Source organism: Mesorhizobium sp. B1-1-7 (assembly GCF_006442705.1).
In the GTDB taxonomy this organism is placed as follows: domain Bacteria; phylum Pseudomonadota; class Alphaproteobacteria; order Rhizobiales; family Rhizobiaceae; genus Mesorhizobium; species Mesorhizobium opportunistum.
In genome coordinates this window covers 61,696-78,211 of sequence record NZ_VFWQ01000018.1, presented here as the reverse complement: position 1 = coordinate 78,211, position 16,516 = coordinate 61,696, and the positions used below count along the sequence as shown (strand labels likewise).

The 16,516-nt window shown below is 64.4% G+C and carries 16 protein-coding genes and 1 tRNA gene; 5 read left to right on the top strand and 12 right to left on the bottom strand.

The window, feature by feature from the left end; genetic code table 11:
- Positions 1–74: 74 nt before the first annotated feature.
- From FJ978_RS26775 to FJ978_RS26740, 7 genes are all read right to left on the bottom strand, one after another.
- Positions 75–1,055 (bottom strand): 2-dehydropantoate 2-reductase, encoded by a 981-nt coding sequence (locus tag FJ978_RS26775; RefSeq protein WP_140575376.1) that lies wholly within the window; start codon positions 1,053–1,055, stop codon positions 75–77.
- On the bottom strand, positions 1,052–2,572 hold the full coding sequence (locus tag FJ978_RS26770; protein WP_140575373.1) for an acyl--CoA ligase: 1,521 nt from the start codon (positions 2,570–2,572) through the stop codon (positions 1,052–1,054). The genes FJ978_RS26775 and FJ978_RS26770 overlap by 4 nt, the downstream gene beginning before the upstream one ends.
- Before the next feature lie 254 nt (positions 2,573–2,826).
- Entirely contained in the window at positions 2,827–4,413 is a 1,587-nt protein-coding gene (ggt, locus tag FJ978_RS26760) for a gamma-glutamyltransferase (protein WP_140575370.1), read from the bottom strand.
- A 128-nt stretch (positions 4,414–4,541) separates the two neighbouring features.
- Positions 4,542–5,234 carry an ABC transporter permease gene (locus FJ978_RS26755; protein ID WP_140575368.1) on the bottom strand — a complete coding sequence of 231 codons (693 nt, stop codon included), beginning with the start codon at positions 5,232–5,234 and terminating at the stop codon, positions 4,542–4,544.
- The gene (locus tag FJ978_RS26750) at positions 5,231–5,944 is read right to left on the bottom strand and encodes an ABC transporter permease subunit (protein WP_140575365.1); all 714 of its coding nucleotides are present in this window, start codon (positions 5,942–5,944) and stop codon (positions 5,231–5,233) included. The genes FJ978_RS26755 and FJ978_RS26750 overlap by 4 nt, the downstream gene beginning before the upstream one ends.
- Positions 5,945–6,016: 72 nt before the next feature.
- On the bottom strand, positions 6,017–6,868 hold the full coding sequence (locus FJ978_RS26745) for a transporter substrate-binding domain-containing protein (protein ID WP_013891900.1): 852 nt from the start codon (positions 6,866–6,868) through the stop codon (positions 6,017–6,019).
- A gap of 91 nt (positions 6,869–6,959) precedes the next feature.
- Entirely contained in the window at positions 6,960–7,601 is a 642-nt protein-coding gene (locus FJ978_RS26740; protein WP_246678213.1) for a GntR family transcriptional regulator, read from the bottom strand.
- Positions 7,602–7,702: 101 nt separating this feature from the next.
- Here FJ978_RS26740 and FJ978_RS26735 point away from each other — a divergent pair, with 101 nt between their 5' ends.
- Together FJ978_RS26735 and FJ978_RS26730 are read left to right on the top strand one after the other, a co-directional pair.
- The gene (locus FJ978_RS26735; protein WP_246678212.1) at positions 7,703–8,032 is read left to right on the top strand and encodes an FCD domain-containing protein; all 330 of its coding nucleotides are present in this window, start codon (positions 7,703–7,705) and stop codon (positions 8,030–8,032) included.
- A 97-nt stretch (positions 8,033–8,129) separates the two neighbouring features.
- On the top strand, positions 8,130–8,726 hold the full coding sequence (locus tag FJ978_RS26730; protein WP_140575359.1) for a TMEM175 family protein: 597 nt from the start codon (positions 8,130–8,132) through the stop codon (positions 8,724–8,726).
- Positions 8,727–8,754: 28 nt separating this feature from the next.
- Here FJ978_RS26730 and FJ978_RS26725 read toward each other — a convergent pair whose 3' ends face one another.
- The 3 genes from FJ978_RS26725 to FJ978_RS26715 all read right to left on the bottom strand — a co-directional run bounded on the left by FJ978_RS26725 (position 8,755) and on the right by FJ978_RS26715 (position 11,696).
- On the bottom strand, positions 8,755–9,513 hold the full coding sequence (locus FJ978_RS26725) for an SDR family NAD(P)-dependent oxidoreductase (RefSeq protein ID WP_140575356.1): 759 nt from the start codon (positions 9,511–9,513) through the stop codon (positions 8,755–8,757).
- Positions 9,514–9,633: 120 nt separating this feature from the next.
- Positions 9,634–10,197 (bottom strand): cytochrome c, encoded by a 564-nt coding sequence (locus FJ978_RS26720; RefSeq protein WP_140575354.1) that lies wholly within the window; start codon positions 10,195–10,197, stop codon positions 9,634–9,636.
- A complete protein-coding gene (locus tag FJ978_RS26715; protein WP_140575351.1) occupies positions 10,194–11,696 on the bottom strand; it encodes a multicopper oxidase family protein in 1,503 nt (500 codons plus the stop codon). Before FJ978_RS26715 ends, FJ978_RS26720 begins: the two co-directional genes overlap by 4 nt.
- A gap of 199 nt (positions 11,697–11,895) precedes the next feature.
- Here FJ978_RS26715 and FJ978_RS26710 point away from each other — a divergent pair, with 199 nt between their 5' ends.
- Positions 11,896–13,752 (top strand): DUF4396 domain-containing protein, encoded by a 1,857-nt coding sequence (locus FJ978_RS26710; protein WP_140575348.1) that lies wholly within the window; start codon positions 11,896–11,898, stop codon positions 13,750–13,752.
- Between the two features lie 147 nt (positions 13,753–13,899).
- Here the strand turns inward: FJ978_RS26710 and FJ978_RS26705 are convergent.
- Positions 13,900–13,976 (bottom strand) — tRNA-Arg (locus FJ978_RS26705).
- Between the two features lie 268 nt (positions 13,977–14,244).
- The gene (locus FJ978_RS26700) at positions 14,245–15,732 is read right to left on the bottom strand and encodes a HAMP domain-containing sensor histidine kinase (RefSeq protein ID WP_140575345.1); all 1,488 of its coding nucleotides are present in this window, start codon (positions 15,730–15,732) and stop codon (positions 14,245–14,247) included.
- A 279-nt stretch (positions 15,733–16,011) separates the two neighbouring features.
- Between FJ978_RS26700 and rpmH the strand changes: the two genes are divergently transcribed.
- Both rpmH and rnpA read left to right on the top strand, forming a co-directional pair.
- The gene (gene rpmH / locus FJ978_RS26690; RefSeq protein ID WP_008833937.1) at positions 16,012–16,146 is read left to right on the top strand and encodes a 50S ribosomal protein L34; all 135 of its coding nucleotides are present in this window, start codon (positions 16,012–16,014) and stop codon (positions 16,144–16,146) included.
- A gap of 14 nt (positions 16,147–16,160) precedes the next feature.
- On the top strand, positions 16,161–16,514 hold the full coding sequence (rnpA, locus tag FJ978_RS26685) for a ribonuclease P protein component (protein ID WP_013891888.1): 354 nt from the start codon (positions 16,161–16,163) through the stop codon (positions 16,512–16,514).
- The last annotated feature ends 2 nt before the right edge of the window (positions 16,515–16,516 follow it).

Sequence of the window (16,516 nt, the reverse complement as noted above, 5' to 3'; positions counted from 1 at the left end):
TGATGCCATCACCGAAGCGGCCACCGTGCATCATCGTCAGACCCGTTGCGCCAATGCTCAACTCGCAAAAGCCGTCACCCATAACACCCGCGCTCCAACGCCAGCCGCCGCACCAGCGCCAGCACCGCGTCGACGGTCGGTGTCGGCTTGTCCGTTAGCCGGCCAAGCTCCTGCACCGCGCTTACCAGCGCGTCGATCTCCATCGGGCGGCCGCGCTCCAGATCCTGCAGCATCGACGTCTTGTGGTCGCCGACATCGCCCGCACCCTTGATGCGGCGGTCGACCCCGATCGGAAAGCGCACGCCGAGGCTTTCGCCGATCGCCTGCGCCTCCAGCATCATGGTGCGGGCAAGCGCGCGGGTGCCCTCGTCGGCGACGATCGCGGCCAGCGTGCTGCCGGTCAGCGCCGAGATCGGGTTGAAGGAGAGGTTGCCCCACAGCTTCACCCAGATTTCGCTGCGGATGTCGTCGCGCACCGGCGCCTGCAGCCCGGCCTTGACCATTTCCTCGGCCAGCAGCGTCACTCGTTCGCTGCGCTCGCCGGAGGGCTCGCCGAGCGAGAAGCGCTTGCCCTCGACATGGCGGATGAGACCGGGCGCGTCGACCTCGACGGCAGGATAGACGACCGCGCCGATGACGCGCTGCGGCCCAATCCGCTGCCAGATCGCACCGCCGGGATCGACCGCGTTCAGCCTGGTGCCCTCGAGCGGCCCCCTCACCCCATGGAAGTACCACCACGGCACGCCGTTCTGCATGGTGACGACCGATGTTTTCGGCCCAAGCAGCGGCGCGATCTGGTCCAGGGCAGGGGTCAGCGAATGGGCCTTCAAGGCCAGCACCACAGTATCCTGCACGCCGAGCTCCTCGGCCTTGGCGGCGGCCCGGACAGGCGCTAGCGTTTCTTGGCCATCCTCGATCAGGCGCAGGCCATCTGCCTTGATCGCTTCGAGATGGGCGCCGCGCGCGACGATCGACAGATCGGTGCGGCCGGCGATCGCCAGCTTGGCGGCGAGATAGCCGCCGATCGCGCCGGCGCCGAAGATGGTGATCTTCATCGCCAAAGCCCGAGCTTGGCGGCGAGGCCGATGCGCTGCAGCTTGCCGGTCGCGCCCTTGGGGATCTCGTCCAGGATCACGACCTTGCGCGGCACCTTGAAGTCGGCGAGCCGTGTCGCGGCATAGGTGCGGATATCGTTTTCAGTGGCGCCCATGCCTTCGCGCAGCACCACGGCCGCGGCCACCTCCTCGCCAAGCTTGTCATGCGGCATGGCGAAGGTGACCACCTGCGCCACCGCCGGATGATCCATCAGCACGTCGTCGACCTCGAGCGGCGAGATTTTCTCGCCGCCGCGGTTGATGATTTCCTTGAGCCGGCCGGTGACCCGGAGATAGCTATCCTCGTCGAGCACGCCCTGGTCGCCGGTGTGGAACCAGCCATGCGCGAAGGCCGTGGCGTTGGCCTCCGGGTTCTTCTCGTAGCCCGCCGTCACATTGGGTCCGCGAATGACGATCTCGCCGGTCTCGCCGGCCTTGAGCAGCCGGCCGTCCGGCGCCATCACTGCTACTTCCGGACCGGCGCCGGCGCCGACGCTGCCCGGCTTGCGCAGGCCCGGCGGCAGCCGGTTCGACGCCATCTGGTGCGCGGCTTCGGTCATCCCGTAGGATTCGATCACCGGACAGCCGAAGGTCGCTTCGAGTTCGGCCATCACTCGCGCCGGCAGCGATGCCGAGGACGAGCGGATGAAGCGCAGGCGCGCGCCCGCCAGCGCCTCGGTGTTGCGCGCCGCCCGGGCCAGGATCGCCTGGTGCATGGTCGGCACCGCCGTGTACCAGCTTGGCCGCGCCTCGCCCAGCCACTGGAAGAAGCGCAGTGCATTGAAGCCCGGCGTGCAGTAGATGCTGCCGCCCGATGCCAGCGACGACAGCACGGCCGCGATCAGCCCATGGATGTGGAACAGCGGCATGATGTTGAGGCAGCGGTCGTCGGCCGTCAGGCCAAGCGTCGCCCCGATATGGGCTGCCGAGGCCGCGATGTTGGCATGGCTGAGCGGCACCAGCTTTGGACGCGATGTCGTGCCCGACGTGTGCAGCAGAAGCGCGATGTCGCCATCCCCCGCCATGTCAGGCGTCGCCTGCGGACCGATAGCCGCGCCCTCGATGGTGAAAATGCCGGCAGCCGGCGAAACAACAAGCCTGAGCATGCCGATGCCGAGCCGCTCGGCCACCGCAACCGCAGGGCCGGCCTCGTTTTCGGCAACAAGGATAGCCTTGGCGCCGATGTCGGTGAGATAAAAATCGAGCTCGTCCGGGCGATAGGCGGGATTGAGCGGCGCCGTCGAGGCGGTGGCGGCCACCGCGACGAAGGCTGTGGCCATCTCCGGCCCGTTAGGCAGCACGATCGCCACCCGGTCGCCGCGCCCGATGCCGAGCGCATGCAGCCGCTCGGCCGTGGCCTTGATCAGGCTGCGCAGCCCGCCATGGGTGAGTGTAGCCCTGTCCGGCGCCAGGATTGCCGGAGCATCATCGGTGCCGGCGGCGAGGCGGCGGGAAAGGTCTTTTGAATTCGTGCTCATGGTCACCAACTATGTTTCAAACGACTGGCGATGGAAGCCCAACAGACGGTGGCGCCGCCCCTCATTACCCTGCCGGGCATTTCTCCCCGTATAGCGACGGGGAGAAAGGGCTGGCCGCAACTCGGTCTTTCTTTTCAACCTTGGCGATTGGCGAAACCATCGACAACAGCGCCCCTCTCCCCGTCACTATACGGGAGAGGATGCCGGCAGGCAGGTGGGGGGCAGCGCCAACTCTTGGAATGTGATTCTCCACCTCAATATCCAAGCGCCATCCCATCCTTACGCGGATCGGAGGCGCCGGTGAGCGTGCCTTTCTCCCAGTCGATCAGCACCGCCTGTCCGCCGCCAAGCGGATGCTGCGGCTCGGCTAAGCGATGGCTGCGCCGGCGCAACCCTTCGAGCGCCTCGGCCGGAACGTTGCGTTCAGCCTCCACCATGCCGTCATTATAGAACACCCTTGGCGCGTCGAGCGCCTGCTGCGGGTCCATGCCGAAATCGATCATGTTGGTCAAAAGATGCACATGCCCGAATGGCTGGTAGCCCCCGCCCATGACGCCGAACGGCATCACCACGCGGCCGTTCCTGGTCGCCATGCCGGGCATGATCGTGTGCATCGGCCGCTTGCCGGGCGCGATGGCGTTCGGATGCGCCGGGTCGAGGCGGAAGCTCGAGCCACGGTTCTGCAGCACGACCCCGCTCTTCGGACCGACGACGCCGCTGCCGAACGAATAATAGGTCGAGTTGATGAAGGAGACGGCGTTGCGGTCGCGGTCGACGATCGAGATGTAGACCGTGTCGCTGCCCGGCAGGTCCAGGCGCGGCAGATGCGTCATGGCGCGGTCCCGGTCGATCTCGGCGCGCAGCCGGTCGGCATAGGCGCCGGAAAGGAGCTGTTTTGTGGGCACATGAACCTGGTCCTGGTCGCCGACGTAGCGGTCGCGATCCTGGTATGCCAGGCGCCCGGCCTCGATTTCCAGATGCAGCCGCTCGGCGCCATTGGGGTCGAGCCCGCCGAGCTTGAAGCCCGACAGCACGTTCAGCATGAGCAGAGCCGTCAGCCCCTGATTGTTCGGCGGCATCTGGTGGATATCGTAGCCGCCATAGGCGGTGCTGACCGGCGCCACATAGTCGCCCTTGGTCGCGGCGAAATCCTCGTGCGAATGCAGCCCGCCCAGTTCATTGAGCCGGCGCACCATGTCGTCGGCGACCGCGCCTTCGTAGAAGCCGGCACGGCCGTGCCTGGCGATTGTCCGCAAGGTGGCCGCCAGTTCCGGCTGGCGGTGGATGTCGCCGGCCTTCGGCGCCCGGCCGCCCGGCAGGAAGATGCGCGCGGCGTGTTCGTCGGCCGACAGGTCAGTCTCCGGCTCGGCCCAGTCGAAGGCGACGCGATCATGCACGACATAGCCGTTCTCGGCATAGTGGATGGCCGGCGCCAGCGCCTCGGCCAGGCTCTTGCGGCCATGGTCCTCCAAAAGCCGGCTCCAGGCATCGACGGCGCCCGGCACGGTCACCGCGTGCGGTCCCTGCTTCGGAAGCTCGTCGAAGCCCTTGTCGAGATACCAGTCGACGGTGGCGCCCGCAGGGGCGCGGCCCGAACCGTTGAAGGCCAGCACGTCGCCTTGCCCCTTCGGGCAGTAGAGCACAAAGCAATCGCCGCCAATGCCGGTCGACTGCGGCTCGACCACGCCCTGCACGGCGGCGGCGCAGACGGCGGCGTCCATGGCATTGCCGCCGGCGCGCAGCATGTCGATCGCGGCAAGGGTCGCAAGCGGATGCGATGTCGCGGCCATCGCTTGCGTGGCACGAACCGGCGAGCGGCCGGGAAACTGGAAATCACGCATTCTGTCTTTGTATCCCCTGGTCTGATGGATGCCACGTTGCCGCCATGGCGTAACACGACACGGCAACGGATCGCTTCGGCTTCTCGACACTGCGCATTGCCAATTCTCCTCGTTGCGCCAGACGCATGTCAGGCTCGGGCCCGATAAGGCGTTAGCCAGGTTTCCAGCGCGTTCAGTGCCGAGATGATCGTGAAATTGATGGTGAGATAGATTGCGCCCGCGGCCACGAAAACCTCTACGGCGCGATAGGTCTGCGAAATAAGCCCCTGGGCGATGCCGGTTACTTCCATCAGGGTGACGATCGATGCAAGCGACGTACCCTTCACCATGAGGATGATCTCGTTGCTGTAGCTCGGTATGGCTTGGCGCAGCGCCAAAGGCAAAACGACGAGGCGCAGGGTCTGGAGCCGTGTCATGCCGAAGGCAGAGGCCGCCTCGACAAGGCCGCGCGGCACACCCTGTATCGCACCCCGCAGGATTTCGCTGCCATAGGCGGCGGTATTGAGACTGAGCGCTATGATGGCGCACCAATAGGGCTCGCGAAACAGCCACCAGAGCCCCACTGCCTGAAGTGTGGGGCGGAACTGGCCGAGGCCGTAATAGATGAGGAATATCTGGACGAGCAATGGCGTGCCGCGAAAGACGGCAACGAAGGAGCGTATGGGCCAGACCAGCATCCGATGGTTTCCCTGCTGCGCCAGTGCGAGCAACAGGGCCAAGGCAAAGCCTATTCCGATCGACAACCCCGCAAGTTGCAAGGTCAACGGCAAGCCGGAGAGAAGGGTGGGAATGATCTCTACAAAGAAGGCCAAGTCGATCATGCGTGGACCATGCCTCGCCACGCCCGTGCCTCGCCGTAGCGGAAGACCGATCCGGTCACGGCAGCGATGAGGAAATACAGCGTCGCGGCTGCTACGTAGAAGACGAAGGGCTCCCGCATCGATCCCGCGCCGATCTGAGATTGCCGCATCAATTCCACCAAGCCGATCACGGAGATCAAGGCCGAATCCTTGAGCACGAGCTGCCAGACATTTCCGAGACCCGGCAGGGCGTGCCGCATCAGTTGAGGCACGATGACGAGACGCAGCGATTGGAACCGTGACAGGCCGAGCGCCTTGCTAGCCTCAAACTGGCCGAGATCGACGGCGAGATATGCTCCGCGATAGACCTCGGCTTGATAGGCGCCCGAAATGATACCGATCGCCAGGACGCCGGTCGCAAATGTCGGCAGCCCGACGAAGCCTGCGCTGCCGAAGAATTTGCCGATCTCAGTCAATGCTATGCTGCCGCCGTAGTAGAGCAGGTAGATCGTCAACAGATCGGGCACACCCCTGAACACCGTGCCATAGCCCTTGGCGACCCATGACGGCAAAGCTCTCGTGGAGAGCCGGCCTCCTGCTGCAATCGCGCCGAAGAGAGCGCCGAGCAGGAAGCCGAGGACTGACAGCGCAAATGTGACGCCGGCTGCCAGCAGCAAGGCTCCGCCCCAGCCGCCCTTGCCCAAGGAAAGGATATGGAGTGTGTCCGTCATGTGAAACCTGATCGTTCAGCACGGCATCCGGCCGATCGGTTGATGCCAACCGGCCGGACAGAATACACGTGGCTACTTGACCGGCGTCACGTCCGTTTTCACCCATTTTTCCGAGATGCGTTTAATGGTCCCGTCTGCAATGGCGGCGCTGATCGCGTCGTTCAGCATTTCCTTGAGCTTGGCGTCTTCCTTCCTGAGTCCCGCACCCGTTCCGGCGCCGAACAGGCCGCCGACAAAGCCCGGACCTGCAACCGTGAAGCCCGAGAATTCGGGTTTTGCGAGCGTCGCGGCGAGTGCTGTCTTCTGAGCGAATATTGCATCGATGCGGCCTGCGGCCAGATCGAGATCGTGCTGCTCGGTCGTCTTGTACTCGCGGATCTCCACCGTGTCGCCGAAGTATTTCTTGACAAATTCGAGCATGGCGGTGGCCGCCTGGACACCGACCACCTTGCCCTTCAGCAGGGGCTTCAACTTGTCGACCGCGGCCTGGGAAGCAGCCTCGTCGTCCAGTTTGAATTTCTCGGTCGAAGCGCCGAGCTTCCCCAGATCGCTATCCTTGGCGGCTGCGAACCCGCCCGGGTCGATCGCATAAGGCTGGGTGAAGTCGATGGTCTCGAGGCGTTTCGGCGTGATGAACATGCTGGCCATGATCACATCGAACTTGCCGACCTTCAGCGAAGGAATAAGTCCGTCCCAGTCCTGAGCGATGATGGTGCATTTGACCTTCATCCGCTCGCAAAGATTGTTGGCGAGCTCGATCTCCAGTCCGTCGAGCTTGCCGTCCGCGTTGGTGAAGTTCCACGGAGCGTAGGCACCCTCCGTGGCGATGGTTATGGCCTTGGGCGCGTCCTCGGCCAATGCGGTGTGCATGAAGCCGAACATGCTAAGTGCGGCCGCAACGGCGGCCAAACGACAAACTTTCATGTGGTTCCCCTTTTTTTGATAGGCTGATCGAGCTGTTCCTACGTCCGGCCGCATTGCCGGTTCGAGGCCATTCCTGTCCGGCCGGCGTTCGTCACCGGCTCGGACTCACGAACTCGGCCAGCATCGGTGCTGTGCTGAGAATGTGATCCTGCATCACCTTTTCCGCTTGAAGTTCGTCGCCTGAACGCAAGGCCGCGATCACGGCGGCATGCTCCTCGCGCGCAGAATGCGGCTTGTCGCAGTCGTCGAACCAGATGCGCATGTAGGGCTCTATCACCACATGCAGCGCCGCTATCTGGTGGATAAGCTTGGGCCTCCGGCTTAGCGCACAGATACGGCCATGGAATTCCTGGTGGCGGACCACCCAGTCGCTGCTTCCGCTCTGGCCCGCGCGTTCCATGCGCTCGAGCAGGCGCTCGAATTCCTCGAACTCCTCCTCATCGATCCGGGGCATCGCCAGCCTTACGGCCAGTCCCTCCAGAACCGACCGAATTTCGAAAATCTCGTAAAGCTCTTCGACCGTCAGGCCTGCGACCACGCATCCCCGATTGGGCCGCAAAACCACCAGCCCGTCGGAGGCCAGGCGCCGAAAGGCTTCCCGCACCGGCATTCGACTCATGCCGATCTCGGCGGCAATCTCCTCCGGAATAAGCCTGTCGCCCGGTTTGTAGCGGCCGAGGCGAAGGGCTCTCTGAACGTGCCTGTACGCCTCTTCCTCCGCGGTGGCGGGCATCTGTGGCTCTGCCGAAAAGGCTGCTGGCATGGGGGCACCTAGAAAGTATTTTTGTATCCACGTATCATAAAATCCGCATTTTATTGCATCGTCAATAGCCTGTGACGACGTTCAGGACGGAACAAGAGCTCGAAGTCGGCATCGACCTGCACCGCGTCATCGCCGAAATCAGCGGCAATGCGATGCTGCACGGCATGCTGTGCGGCATCCTCGACAAGTGCCAGCACTATGTCTGGACCGAGCTGTTGTGGCTCGACGAATGGAAGATCGCCTGCGACGAGCATGCCGAGATCGTCGAGGCGATCTGCGCCGGCGATGCCGCCCGAGCCGGCACGCTGGCCCGCGCCCACGTAAGGGGCTCGCGCGACAATGTGCTGCGCCTGCTGCAGGCGAAATCGGACTACCAGAGTTTTCTGGCCAAGGCGTCCTGAGTGGCGCTGGTGGCGGCGTCAGATGGTCCGAGCGGCCATGGATATTGCTATCGACGGCACTACTATATGTCTCACGAACTGCGACGAGGACGGTCCAGTGCTTCCCTCGACAGGGCTCGATCGGTTGAGCGCATTTTCGGATGGCGTGTTCGCCGTCCTCATCACGGTGCTGGTCCTCGACTTGCGCCCGCCGGAGTTGCCGACGTTCAAGGCGCTTCTGGAGCTCTGGCCGACATGGCTGAGCTACAGCGTCAGCTATCTCTTCATCGCCATCGTCTGGGCGAACCATCATCATCTGTTACGCCACGCCAGGGAGGCGACAGCCAGCCTGATGTGGTACAATTTCGCGCATCTGTTCTCGGTTTCGCTGCTGCCGCTGGCGACCGCGTGGATGGCGGTCAGCGAGCTGGCGCCGCAGCCGGTCGCCTTCTATGCCGCCGTCTTCTTCCTGGTGAACCTGACCTACATTCTTCTGATCCGCGAACTCATCGACCCGATGCCGGAGAACGCGGTTCCGCTCGCGGTGCGCAAGCGCATGCGCATCCGGTCGCTCGCGACGCTCTGCCTATTCGCGCTGGCGGGGCTGGTCGCCCTGAAATATCCAGTCGCGGGCTTGGCGATCTGTTGCTGCTGCTTGGCCGTCTATCTCAGGCCGGAAGCGCCGGGGGCAGGCAAAAGCTCAGTCAAAGGCTGAATTCTCGCACCCGACGCGTTGGACGGCTTCAGCCCTTGCGCTCCTGCAGGCTGTTGCCGCCGTCGACCACCAGCAGGGCGCCGTTGACATAGCTGGCGCCTTCCGATGCCAGGAACGCGACCGCCGCAGCAACCTCATCGGGCCTTCCGGCCCGCGCTGGCGGTGTTTGCAGGGCCGCCATCCGCTCCATCTCGCTCGACGCACCGGTTTCGATCCAGCCGGGAGCCACGGCATTGACCGTGATGCCGCTTCTGGCCACTTCGAGCGCTAGCGTGCGCATCAGGCCGACCATGCCGGCCTTGGCGGCGGAATAGGCAGATGTGCCCTCGAACGACACCAGCGGCCCGGTGACCGACGCCACATTGACGATGCGCCCGTAGCCCGCCTCGATCATCGCCGGCAGAAATGCGCGGGTGACCAGGAAGGCGGTCTTCAGGCTGACGTCGATGCCTCGGTCCCAGTCGGCTTCGGTCATGGCGAGAAACGCTTTGTCGACCGACGGCGATGCCAATGAGCCCATGCCGGCATTGTTGACCAGGATGTCGACCGCGCCGGCGGTTGCCCGCAGCCGCTCGACCTCCGCTGCGCTGGTGAGATCGGCGACCGCCGCGTTGGCGTCGATGCCCTCGGCGCGGAGCTCCGCCGCGCGATCGAGGACGCGTGCGCTGGCGCCGGTCAGGAACACGGCATGGCCCGCATGGCCGAGTTGCCGGGCAATGGCAAAGCCGATGCCGTCGGCGGCTCCGGCGCCGGTGACTAAAGCGCGCTTGATGTTGGTGGACGTCATGGCTCAATCAGCTCCGCTCGTTTCCGTCGCGCACAGCTGGACAGCAGTGGCCGCTAGCGCCGAACATATAGTCCATCGAAAAAGATTTGGCGCCTCGAGCGGTGAGGATCGAGCCGACTCTCATTTCTTCTGCCGGAATTTCGAATGGCAACCCGAACAATCCTGCAGGATGAGATGCAGCAAATGTTCCGCCGGCAGCTTGGCCGCATCGGCTTGCTCGGATTCCGGCCGCTTGCCGAGCAGGCTGCCGCCATCCATCGGCAGACCCGCTCCCATCCGCATGTCATCGCTGATTTCGGCCGGGGCTTTGTCGGCTTTGGCCGCGAGTGCCGAGGCGAGCTTGCCGATGTGGCGGGCGAGCGCTTCGAATTCCGGCCTCGCCTGGTCGATCTCCACCCTGGCGCCAGACGGCGCGCCCAGCGTGCCGGCCGGGAATTCGGCGAACAGGGCAGGGCTGGTGTGGGCGCTGAGCGCATCGGCCGCCGCCTTGAACCCGCCGGCATTATACTCGCGCTTGCCGTCGAACATCTCGGCGATGGTTCTTGCCGCCCCCGCCATCGCCTTCATGGAGGCCTGGCGGGCGGCCACGGTCGCATCGCTCGAGGCCGGCGCCATGGATGAGCAGAGAACCATCCAGCCGGCAAGCGCCAGCGTCGCGGCTCCGGCCGGTATGCGGGTCTTCATGCCCGCACGTCGAGCACGCCCATCATGCCGAGTTGCTCGTGCTCGAGGATGTGGCAGTGATACATGCGCCGGCCGGGCTGCTCCTGGCGCAACAGAAGCCGCACCGTCTCGCCACGCGCCACGTTGACGGTGTCTTTCCACGCAACGAAGGGTGGCTTGGAGACCTTGCCGTCGCGCTCATGCTCGATCACCTGGAACTGCGTGCCGTGGACATGGAACGGATGGTCCATGTCGGCCTGATTGACGATTTCCCACAGCTCCGTCTCGCCGGCTTTTGCGACGATATCGATGCGCGCCATGTCGAAGGTCTTGCCGTTGATCAGGAAGCCCATCTCCATGCCGGTCGCGTTCGTCGCCATGATTTCGGTGAAGACGAGACGCCGGCTGACAGCAGGGGCGGAAAGCGGAGCGATCGGCCGCAATCGCGCGGGCAGCGGCGGCATCGCCGCCCCCGGCGTTTCCGAGACATCGACCGTCAGCAGCATCAGACCAGCATCGGCCGGGCGGCCCGCGCCCATCCAGCCGCGATCATAGTCCAGCGTGCCCAGGGTAGCGGGACCAGGCCTGTCGAAGGCGACGACCAGCTCGATCCGCTCGCCCGGGCTGAGCAGGATCTCGTCCACCGCCACCGGCGCCTCGATGAGCCCGCCATCCGTTCCCACGATTGTCATCGCCGCGCCTTCGAAGGCGAGCTTCAGGAAGCGCGCATTGGTGGCGTTGTAGAGGCGCAGGCGCCGCCTGTCGCCCTTTGCAACGGCAAGCCTCGGGTTCCTCTGGCCATTGACCAGCACCTGGTCGCCGACGCGGCCGTTCATCAGGTCGGTCATGGTGTTGCCGGGTATCAAGCCGTCGGCGGCCAGCCGCAGATCGGTCAACATCAGCACCGTGTCACCATATTCGGCCGGAACAGGGTCGGCTTTCGATTTGACCACGAAGGCGCCGGCCAGGCCGCGATAGACCTGTTCGGCCGTCCTGCCATGCGGATGGGGGTGATACCAGTAGGAGCCGGCGCTGCCTTCCGGCAGGTCGAAGGCGTAGACGCGATCGGCGCCCGCGGCCACCGGGTCCATAGGATTGCCGTCCTGGTCGGCCGGCACGGGCATGCCGTGCCAGTGGACGGTGCTTGCCTCGCTGTTGATTCGGTTGGCGAAGCTGACCTCGACCCGGTCGCCCTCGAAAGCCTCGATCAGCGGCCCCGGGCTCATCCCGTTATAAGCGAGGATGGGCGTTTCCAGCCCCTCGGCGAAGCGCGCAATAGTGGCCTCCGCCGTCAGCTTCGCCTTGAACACGCTGGGCCGGGCCGCCTCGTTTGCAAGCAGCGGCAGCGCACGCAACGCTTCGCCCTCCGGCAGCATGGTGGCGCCTTGCGTCACCGCGTCCATATTGTGGCCGCTCATGCCGGGCATGGTGGACATGTCGTCCATTTTCATCTGCGCCAGCGCGCGCGGGCTCGCCAGGACCGTTGCCAGGCCTGCCGCCAGAAAACCGCGTCGATGCATTTTCGCTCCTCTATGTCGGGGGAAAGGGCCTCACCATACGACTTGCCGACGCTAAACGTTCCAGTGGCGGGAAGGTCAAGCGCGATCGACGGTTCGGCGTTTGGAATTTCCAGCCGATGGATCGCAATGGCTTCGGCCGCGTTCACCCCAATGGCTGATACAACCGGCCGTTTCATCGACAAGCGCGAGAAGCCCGACCATGCTCATCCAACCGATCGACTATTTTCTTGTCGCCTGGTTCACGCTCGCCCTGGCTTCGACCCTCTATGTCGGCTTCGACCAGTACCGCAACAATCCCGAGCCGGTGGTGATGAAATGGGGCTTCATCCTGGTGACGCTCTATATGGGTCCGCTCGGCCTGCTGCTTTATGTGCTGGCCGACAAGGAGCCGCGACCCGGCGAGCACGAGGCCTTCACCCGCACGCTTTGGAAGCAGGGTGTCGGCTCGACTATCCATTGTGTCGCCGGCGATGCCACGGGCATCATTCTGGCCGCCGTCATCACGGCGGCACTCGGCCTGCCGATGTGGCTCGATCTCATCGTCGAATATCTCGCCGGCTTTGCCTTCGGCCTGTTCATCTTCCAGTCGCTGTTCATGAAGTCGATGATGGGCGGCAGCTATTGGGAGAATGTGAGGAAGAGCTTCCTGCCGGAATTCATCTCGATGAATTTCATGATGGCCGGCATGGCACCGGTCATGAGCTTCCTCATGATGGGCCGTGACATGCGCGCCATGGAGCCGACGGAGCTGCTGTTTTGGGGCGTGATGTCGATCGGCGTCATCGCCGGCTTCGCGCTTGCCTATCCCGCCAATGTCTGGCTGGTCGCGCGCGGCCTGAAGCATGGCCTGATGACCGAGCGCCCAAATCAGGGCGCGGCTGGCGGGCACGAGCATCACCAGAAGGGACACAAATCGGCTTCCGGCAAGGGCAGCGCCGGCCATGGCATGCGCTCGGACGCCACCACTCCGCAAATTGCCGCGCTCGGCGTGGTGTCGGCGATCGCGTTGGCGCTTGGCATGGCCGCGCCGGCGAACTGGCTGAACCTGGCACTGTCGGCCCGCGATGTCGGCGGTGTGATCATGCCGCAAGGCATGATCATGGATCGCGACACGCCGGCGGACGCCATGCGCGATATGGCGGCGACCTCGCCGCGGCTCGTCACCGCTTCCTACGGCTTGGCTGCCAGGGGCGACCAGGATCTGCCGTTCCGCATGGAAAACGGCGTCAAAGTATTCGAACTCAGGCCCTCGGTGGTGCGCTGGCAGATCCTGCCGGACGTCGCGGTCGACGCCTATGCCTATAACGGTCAGATCCCGGGGCCGCGCATCCATCTTCGCCAGGGTGACCGCGTCCGCATCAACGTCACCAACGGCCTGCCGGAGGAAACCACGGTGCATTGGCACGGGCTGATCCTGCCTAACCAGATGGACGGGCCGGCCGAGATCACGCAGAAGCCGATCGAGCCCGGACAGAGCTATTCCTACGAGTTCACGGCCACCCAGCATGGCACCTACTTCTACCATCCGCATGCCAAGCCAGACCGGACCCAGGCGCTCGGCCTCTATGGCGCGCTGATCATCGATCCCGCCAACCCCGGCGACGAAGTGGCGGCGGACCACGACTATGTCATCGAGCTCCAAGAGTGGCTGGTGCGGGAGGGGCTGACCTATCCGTCGATGCCGATGGATGGCGGCATGCCCAACTTCTTCACCATCAACGGCAAGGCGTACCCTGCGACCGACACGATCCGCATGAAGGTCGGCGAGACGCTCAAGGTGCGTTTCATCGGCACCAACAACGGCTTCATCCACCCCATGCACATCCATGGTGGACCGTTCGAGGTGGTCGCCCGGGACGGCGAGACTATCCCTCCCGCCGCACGCTTCCTTGCCGATACCATCAATGTCGGGCCCGGCCAGCGCTACGACGTGGTCTGGAGGGCGCAACGCCCCGGCAAATGGTTGATTCATTGCCATATCCCGCACCACACGACGAACAACAATGTCGAGGACAAGGGCGGCGGCGGACTGATGACCGTCATCGAGGTGAGCTGACGGGGGCTAACCGTAAGTCACAGATCGCTTCGGCCATGCCGTTTTTTTGGACAGCGAAACCGCCGTCGGTTCAAAATCGGCTGAATCTGAAATCAAGCCGGTAACCGCACACCTGATAAGTCGACTGAATGATTCAGCTGTTTGGAATGGCGCGCCCGAAGAGATTCGAACTCCTGACCCCCAGATTCGTAGTCTGGTGCTCTATCCAGCTGAGCTACGGGCGCGCATCAGGCCGTGTTTTCAACGACCCAGCGATCCGATCCTGAGGACCGGCCGCGAATGTGTGCAGTTCCCTAGCGACTGAATTTACGAAAAGCAAGTCGATCCGGCAAAAGTTTTGTCGCAGGCATGTCATCTGGCGATGGCGGCTCGGATCCCGACGCTCGAGGCAGCCGCGAAGCCGGCGCGATTCCAGGCTGGACGGAAAGTCTCGGGGAAGATCAGGGAAAGGCCGAAAGGCAAGCGCCCCCCGAGGAAGCAGTGCGGAAGACCTCAGGCCGGGCGGCGCAGGCTGCCGCGGGCCTGGTCGAGCCGCACCGGCTGGTCGGGGATGGTGACCGAGAATGTCGTGCGTCCGCCGATCGACTCCACCAGTTCCACCGTGCCGCCATGCGCACGGATCAGTTCGTGCGCGATGGCCAGGCCGAGCCCGGTGCCGCCGCTGCGCGCCGAGCCGCGGAACGCCGCGAACAGGTTCTCGCGCGCCTTAGCCGGCAGGCCGGGGCCGGTGTCGGTGACGACGATGCGGCTGACGCTGCCCATCCGTTCGGCCGAGACCGCCAGCCGGCGCACCACCGCGCTCTCGGTGTCCGCCGCCATCGCCTGCACCGAGTTGCGGCAAAGATTGGTGAGCACCCGGAACAACTGGTCGGAATCGGCATCCACCTCGAACGCCGTCTCGACGGCGTTGATGAACTCGATGCCCTGTCCGATGTCGAGCAGGCCGTGCACGTCCTCGACCAGCTGGTACAGCCGCACCCTGCGCCGCGAAGGCGGCGGCTCCTGCGTGCGGCCATAGGCCAGAACGCCTTCGGAATAGGAGACGGCACGGTCGAGCGCGCGCAAAAGCTTCGGCGCGAAGGCCTGCACGGTCGGGTCCCTGACCTGGCGCAGGCGATCCGACATCAGCTGCGCCGAAGCCAGGATGTTGCGCATGTCATGGTTGATCTTCGACACGGCAAGGCCGAGATCGGCAAGGTGCTTCTGCTCGGAGAGCATCTTTTGCAGCCGCTCCTGCATCTGCGACAGTTCGCGTTCGGCAACGCCGATCTCATCGGCGCGGGCGGCGGGGCGGATGATGCGCCCGGGATCGTCCGGAGCCTCGGAGAAGGACAGCATCGAGCGCGTCATGGTGCGGATCGGCCCGATCATGATCAGGTCGATGGCGGCGTAGACCAGCATGGCCGTGAACAGCGAGATCAGCAGCGAGACGAAAGCGACATTGCGCGAATATCTCAGCATCGCGTGGCGCAGGCTGTAGTCCGGCATGATCAGCTCGAATTCCTTGTCGCTGTCGCCGACCGGTCCGAAAACGCGAAGCATCCGGTCGCCGCCGAAGAACAGCGTGTCCAGCGCGCCGGTCATACCCTTGACCATGCCGACGCTGGCGAGGTCGATGTGCTCGTCCACCTGCGGCGGCATGTCGGCCACCACCAGGAGCCGCGAGACGCCGCCATCGCGCACCGCGATCGCCTTGGCGCCGATCGCCATCAGCACGTCGTTCTGGGCCGTACGCGACAGCGAGGTCGACTCGCCTTGCACCAGCACGATCGAGACGGCCGCGGCCGTGCTCAGCCGCTCCTTGAGCCAGTTCAGCCGGTAGCTGGCGATCCAGGGCAGGAAGATGAGCACTTCGGCCAGCAGCACGAAAACGATGGTCAAAAGCAGCAGTTTCGTCGACAGGCCGCGCGACAAAGGAACCGTGCGGACGGCGGCTGGCGCTGTTCCGGTCCCTTCTCCCGCTTGCGTGGCTTCGCTCATGTAACCCTGTCTTCACAATCACTTGATCGGCCAAGATTAGGCGATTAAGGCATTTTTGCCAATTTTATCCTTTGGTCGGAACATTAAATCGCCGTCATAAAGCTCGCGTCCTTGGCGCGGCGACCTGGATTGACTTCCAAAACCCTTCTTTCTATAAGCCCGCTCACGCTCGGGCCATTCGTCCCGGCGCGGTTTCGATCGCGCCAAAGCCGGCCCGGCAAAGCTCCTGTTACAGAGTGACAGAATCAAGAAGGGCCGCACCCCGCGGTATTAAAACAAATGAAGCGTACCTACCAACCGTCCAAACTCGTCCGCAAACGTCGGCACGGCTTTCGTGCCCGCATGGCCACCAAGGGTGGTCGTGGCGTCGTCGCAGCTCGCCGCAACCGCGGCCGCAAGCGGCTCAGCGCCTAAGCGAGACGAGATCGTTGCCCGCAACCGGCAAGCCAGTGGGGGTCAATCCCAAGCGGCTTCTGAAACGCGCGGAATTCCTGGCCGTCCGCCGTGGTGAAAAGCGCCGCGGGCGGTTTTTCCTCGTCGAGGTCCTCGACCGCGGAGACGGCGGCGTGCCGCGTGTCGGCTTCACCGTCACCAAGAAGGTCGGCAACGCTGTTGTGCGCAACCGCGTCAGGCGGCGGCTGAAAGAAGCCGTCCGCGTCCATGCCGCAGATGACATGATGCCCGGCAATGATTATGTCATCGTCGGGCGCGACGATGCGCTGCGCGCCCCGTTCGGCCAGTTGAAGGCCGAACTCTCCCGCCGACTTCGCGGAACACGATAGGC

Excerpts from the sequence above, each read along its gene's own strand:
- FJ978_RS26775 (WP_140575376.1), bottom strand. The coding sequence starts at position 1,055 with ATGAAGATCACCATCTTCGGCGCCGGCGCGATCGGCGGCTATCTCGCC.
- FJ978_RS26770 (WP_140575373.1), bottom strand. The coding sequence starts at position 2,572 with ATGAGCACGAATTCAAAAGACCTTTCCCGCCGCCTCGCCGCCGGCACC.
- ggt (WP_140575370.1), bottom strand. The coding sequence starts at position 4,413 with ATGCGTGATTTCCAGTTTCCCGGCCGCTCGCCGGTTCGTGCCACGCAA.
- FJ978_RS26755 (WP_140575368.1), bottom strand. The coding sequence starts at position 5,234 with ATGATCGACTTGGCCTTCTTTGTAGAGATCATTCCCACCCTTCTCTCC.
- FJ978_RS26750 (WP_140575365.1), bottom strand. The coding sequence starts at position 5,944 with ATGACGGACACACTCCATATCCTTTCCTTGGGCAAGGGCGGCTGGGGC.
- FJ978_RS26745 (WP_013891900.1), bottom strand. The coding sequence starts at position 6,868 with ATGAAAGTTTGTCGTTTGGCCGCCGTTGCGGCCGCACTTAGCATGTTC.
- FJ978_RS26740 (WP_246678213.1), bottom strand. The coding sequence starts at position 7,601 with ATGCCCGCCACCGCGGAGGAAGAGGCGTACAGGCACGTTCAGAGAGCC.
- FJ978_RS26725 (WP_140575356.1), bottom strand. The coding sequence starts at position 9,513 with ATGACGTCCACCAACATCAAGCGCGCTTTAGTCACCGGCGCCGGAGCC.
- FJ978_RS26720 (WP_140575354.1), bottom strand. The coding sequence starts at position 10,197 with ATGAAGACCCGCATACCGGCCGGAGCCGCGACGCTGGCGCTTGCCGGC.
- FJ978_RS26715 (WP_140575351.1), bottom strand. The coding sequence starts at position 11,696 with ATGCATCGACGCGGTTTTCTGGCGGCAGGCCTGGCAACGGTCCTGGCG.
- FJ978_RS26710 (WP_140575348.1), top strand. The coding sequence starts at position 11,896 with ATGCTCATCCAACCGATCGACTATTTTCTTGTCGCCTGGTTCACGCTC.
- FJ978_RS26700 (WP_140575345.1), bottom strand. The coding sequence starts at position 15,732 with ATGAGCGAAGCCACGCAAGCGGGAGAAGGGACCGGAACAGCGCCAGCC.
- rpmH (WP_008833937.1), top strand. The coding sequence starts at position 16,012 with ATGAAGCGTACCTACCAACCGTCCAAACTCGTCCGCAAACGTCGGCAC.